Raw genomic sequence first — 4,959 nt, 5'->3', positions numbered from 1 at the left:
CCTGCCTCAAGATGAGATTTCCCAGCTTAGTAAGACCCCTGGAAGAACACCAGGTTGATAGGCTCGGGGTGGAAGCGCGGCAACGTGTGGAGCTGACGAGTACTAATCGGTCGAGGGCTTATCCTAAACGGATGGCCTAGCAAGGCAATTCACCTTCTTCTTCGCGTAGAAGACCGGCTTCTTGGCCGCGTCGACGACAACGTTTGGTTCGCATCCGGTTTTCAAGGCGCAAGCCCAGACACCTTCTCGACGGAGGTGTCTTTTTCTTTTTTAAATCCGTAATAGGCCTTAATGTCTATCCCCAATTCGCGCCTTTGAATGCAGATTCCGCCTGATCTCCCAGAAACTCAGATGCTGGACGGTTCCTTCGAATGCAAACAATACCGTTACTCTGATAACCGGGGAGGTGTCGCCAATGGCTGCTCGGCCGGCCTTTCGCCAGATCTGTGTCTTTATGTTGCTGGCTGCCGCCGCCGTTCTGAGCTCGGGCTGTTCGAAATCAACGGTCGATCCGGGAGCGAAGAACGATCTTCATCGGCTGGAGAGAAGTCTGAAGCAGGTCGCCGACCAGCCCGTCAACGACTTGCGAACGAAGCCCGTCAAGTCTGCCAAACCGCAAGCCAAGAACGCAGCCTCTTCGTCCCTCTTGATGAAGAAGCCGCCAAGAGCGATCAGAGGGATCTATGTGACTTCTTACGTGGCCAACGGAAGCCGCATGAAGGAATTGATCGAGCTGGTCGATCGGACCGAGCTGAATGCGATGGTGCTGGATATCAACAGCGGTACCGGACTTACGGCTCCGCTGCGGCAGGGAGGCCCGGACGGGCCGGTAAGACCGGTTCCGTCGGAGCGGAAGGCGGCCAAGCGCTACAGAGACGTTATTCGAGAGCTTAAGCGAAAGAAGATATACCTGATCGCAAGAATCGTAACCTTCAACAATCCGGAGCTAGCCAAGGCAGCGCCGGCTTGGACGCTCAAGAGAAGAGACGGCTCGATCTGGTCGGATAAGAACGGAACGAGGTGGATCGACCCTTATAAGCAGGAGAGCTGGGAGTACGCAATCTCCTTGGCGGAATATGCGGCAGGGCTGGGGTTCGACGAGATTCAGTTTGATTATGTTCGTTTTCCCGAGAACGGGGCGAAGGTCGATCGTGAGGTCAAATACGCCGATACGCATGGACGGTCCAAGGCTCAGGTCATCGCCGCATTTCTGAACCAAGCGAGAACAAGGCTTCACCAGGCCGGCGTTCCGATCTCGGCGGACGTGTTCGGAATGGTTGGCTCATCGCAGGACGATATGGGGATCGGGCAGAGCTGGCAGGCGATAGCCCCCGCTGCAGACGTCATATCTCCGATGCTCTACCCGTCTCATTACTCGGAAGGAATCTGGGGAATCGCCCATCCCGATCTGTCGCCGGGGACGATCGTGAAGCATGCGCTCAAGGATGCCGCGACACGCAACGCCAAGCTTCGCAGCCAGGGCGCCGCGGCCGCCCAGATTCGTCCTTGGCTGCAAAGCTTTACCGCAAGCTGGATTCATCCGCATCAGAAATACGGGCAGGCGCAAATTCGGGAGCAAATTCTGGCTGCGCGTCAGGCGGGCATCCATTCCTACATGCTGTGGAACTCCTCTTGCAGGTATCCCGAATTTAAGACGTAGCAGGCCTTTCGCAAAGAAGGAAAAATGCCGATTTGGTGCGGTTTTCCACGCTTCGAATGTGCTTGACAGCCTATGTAGCCTCTGCTAAGATTGACGATAATCAATCGGAGACAAAAGCCGGAAAAGCAACCGGCCATAGGGGGTAACCAGCTGTGTGGCAAAACAAATTCGCCAAAGAAGGACTTACATTCGACGATGTGCTGCTTGTTCCGCGCAAATCTTCCATCCTTCCGCGGGACGTGGACGTATCGACGGTGCTCAGTCCTTCCGTTAAGCTCAACATTCCGTTGATCAGCGCGGGGATGGACACGGTCACGGAATCGGCTTTGGCGATCGCGATCGCCCGAGAAGGCGGCATTGGCATTATCCACAAGAATATGTCCGTAACCCAGCAAGCGGAAGAGGTCGATCGGGTCAAGCGCTCCGAGAGCGGGGTCATTACGAATCCGTTCTCCTTGACGCCGGAGCACCACGTTTATGACGCCGAAGAGCTTATGGGGAAGTACCGCATTTCCGGGGTGCCGATCGTGGACGGAGACAGCAAGCTGGTCGGCATCCTGACCAATCGGGACCTGCGTTTTGTTCACGACTACTCCATTAAGATTAAAGACGTTATGACGAGGGAAGAGCTGGTGACGGCTCCCGTCGGCACGACGCTGCAACAGGCAGAAGGCATTCTTCAGCGTCATAAGATCGAGAAGCTGCCCCTGGTCGACGAGACGAATACGTTGAAGGGGCTTATTACGATTAAGGATATCGAGAAAGCGATCCAGTTTCCCAACGCGGCGAAAGACCATCACGGCCGTTTGTTGGTCGGAGCGGCAGTCGGCGTGTCCAAGGATACGTTCGAGCGCGCCGAAGCGCTCGTGCAAGCCGGCGTCGACGCGCTCGTCGTCGATTCGGCGCATGGCCATCACGTCGATATCGTATCGATGGTTCGCAAGCTGCGGGAGAAGTACCCGGATCTTACGATTATTGCGGGCAACGTCGCTACGGGAGAAGCGACGCGCGATCTGATCGAGGCTGGAGCTTCCGTCGTTAAAGTCGGGATCGGGCCTGGCTCGATCTGCACGACCCGCATTATTGCCGGCATCGGCGTTCCGCAGATTACGGCGGTATACGATTGCGCGACCGTTGCCCGCGAGTATAACGTCCCGATTATCGCCGACGGCGGAATTAAATATTCCGGCGAGATTACGAAGGCGATTGCGGCGGGCGCGAGCTGCGTCATGCTCGGGAGCTTGTTCGCGGGAACCGAAGAGAGTCCCGGAGAGTCGGAGATCTACCAAGGGCGTCGGTATAAGTCCTATCGCGGCATGGGTTCGATCGGGGCGATGAAGGAAGGCAGCAAGGACCGTTACTTCCAGGAAAACGAGAGCAAGCTCGTTCCCGAGGGCATTGAGGGCCGGGTTGCTTACAAGGGTCCGCTGAAAGACATTATCCATCAATTGCTGGGCGGTCTGCGCTCAGGCATGGGCTACTGCGGAACGGCGACGATCGAAGAGCTGAAGAACGACACGCAATTCGTGCGAATTACGGGAGCCGGCCTTCGCGAGAGCCACCCTCACGACGTTCAGATTACGAAAGAAGCGCCTAACTATTCCATGTAACTTCCCCGGGCGGGAGCCAGAGAGAATATGGAAGCCGAAGGGACAGGATTCATCCGGCCTTCGGCTTTTTCCTTGGATGCGCCTATGTTACAATAGGAAAGGTATTTTATTATCGAAAAAGGGGAGAATGCGTTGAATCGTCATCATCTATTATCATTGCCTTCAGCATTCCTGTCGAAGCGGTTCGTTGCCGCTGTCGCACTTGCAAGCTTTGTGTTTATGTTCGGGTTTTCCTCCTTCGCCTCCGCGGACGAGCTTCCTGTCGCTCCCCAATTGGAAGCCGAATCCGCGATTCTTATGGATGCGGAGTCCGGACAGATTTTGTACCAACTGAATGCAGACGAGCCGAGACCTCCCGCAAGCATGGCGAAAATGATGACGGAATATATCGTTTCCATGGCCGTCAAGCAGGGCAAGCTGTCGTGGGACGACAAAGTCACGATCGGCGAAAATGCGGCCAAGCAAATTGGAAGTCGGATACTTCTCGCTCAAGGCGACCAACATACCATTAAAGAGCTTTACATCGCAATGGCGGTCTACTCCGCGAACGATGCGACCGTTCAACTGGCCGAAGAAGTAGCCGGGTCCGAAGAGGCGTTCGTCAAGATGATGAACGATACGGCGGTCGAGCTCGGCATGACGCAATCGCATTTCATTAACTCGACCGGCCTCGATCGCGCGGATATGCCGGAGAAGTTCCGTCCGACCTCTGTCGACGGAGAGACGACGATGTCCGCGAAAGACTCGGCAATCCTCGCCTATCGGATTATTAAGGACGATCCCGAATTCCTTGAGGCCTCGAAGCTGCAGGAATACAAGTTCCGTCCGCGGGATAAGGACCCGATGAAAAACTGGAACTGGATGCTCGGCACCAACAAGGACAACCCGACGCTGCGCAAATTCGCCTATGAAGGCGTAGACGGATTAAAAACCGGACATACCAGTAGAGCGGGACAGAATTTTACGGGAACCGCGCTCCGAGACGGCACGCGTCTGATCGCTGTGGTCATGGGCGTTCCCGGCAAGACGGAAGAGGGCAAGCGCTTCTTGGAGACGGCCAAGCTGTTCGATTACGGCTTTAAGGGCTTCGAGAAGAAAACGATCATCGAAGCGAAAGCCCCCGTCCCCGAGAATGAAACCTTGAAGATCAAAAAAGGTAAGTCCACGACCGTTCAGGTCGTCACGGCGACAGATCTGACCGTTCTTATTCCGAAAGGCGCCGTCGTCGAGCCGTCCGTTCAAGAGGTCAAGCCTGCGGAGGATCCGCTCGTCGCGCCGATCGCGCAAGGGGACAAAGTCGGAACCGTTACCTATCAATATAAGGATCCGTCCACGCAGGAAGACAAGACGATAACGATCGATCTGATCGCAGCGGAAGAAGTGGACAAGGCCAGCTGGTGGAGATTGCTGTTCAGGGCGATCGGCAACTTCTTCTCCAATCTGTTCCAAGGAATCGTAGATCTTTTCTAAGTGATTCAGAAAGCTTTCCTTATCTGAATCACTTCCGACAAAAATGCGATTCTGCGTCTAGACGACGCCGACGGCGTTTTTGCTTGATTCCGATCAGGCTCCACGCACCTGAATCAAAAATGAATCGTTAAAGCCATGTGTGAGTAAGGTTGCGAGGGTATTGTCGAAAATAAAGAAAATCCAAATTTTACTGGCAATTTTGGAGGAGGAAACGGCTTA

Annotated in this window: 3 protein-coding genes and 1 rRNA gene; all 4 read left to right on the top strand. The window is 55.0% G+C overall.

The window, feature by feature from the left end:
- Positions 1-126 (top strand): 23S ribosomal RNA (locus tag ACFO3S_RS27825); the annotation flags it as partial.
- A gap of 289 nt (positions 127-415) precedes the next feature.
- Complete coding sequence (locus ACFO3S_RS27820; RefSeq protein WP_378103021.1) at positions 416-1,660, top strand: putative glycoside hydrolase; 1,245 nt, start codon at positions 416-418, stop codon at positions 1,658-1,660.
- A 152-nt stretch (positions 1,661-1,812) separates the two neighbouring features.
- Positions 1,813-3,270: an IMP dehydrogenase gene (guaB, locus tag ACFO3S_RS27815; RefSeq protein WP_378103019.1), complete on the top strand. Its 1,458-nt coding sequence runs from the start codon at positions 1,813-1,815 to the stop codon at positions 3,268-3,270.
- A 213-nt stretch (positions 3,271-3,483) separates the two neighbouring features.
- The gene (locus ACFO3S_RS27810; protein WP_417286507.1) at positions 3,484-4,740 is read left to right on the top strand and encodes a D-alanyl-D-alanine carboxypeptidase family protein; all 1,257 of its coding nucleotides are present in this window, start codon (positions 3,484-3,486) and stop codon (positions 4,738-4,740) included.
- The last annotated feature ends 219 nt before the right edge of the window (positions 4,741-4,959 follow it).

Source organism: Cohnella hongkongensis (genome assembly GCF_042654645.1).
GTDB lineage: Bacteria > Bacillota > Bacilli > Paenibacillales > Paenibacillaceae > Cohnella > Cohnella hongkongensis.
Note: the sequence above shows the minus strand (reverse complement) of the source record. Positions and strands in the feature narration are given on the sequence as shown.

Bases quoted from the DNA above. Each gene is read 5' to 3' on its own strand.
- ACFO3S_RS27820 (WP_378103021.1), top strand. From the start codon at position 416: ATGGCTGCTCGGCCGGCCTTTCGCCAGATCTGTGTCTTTATGTTGCTG.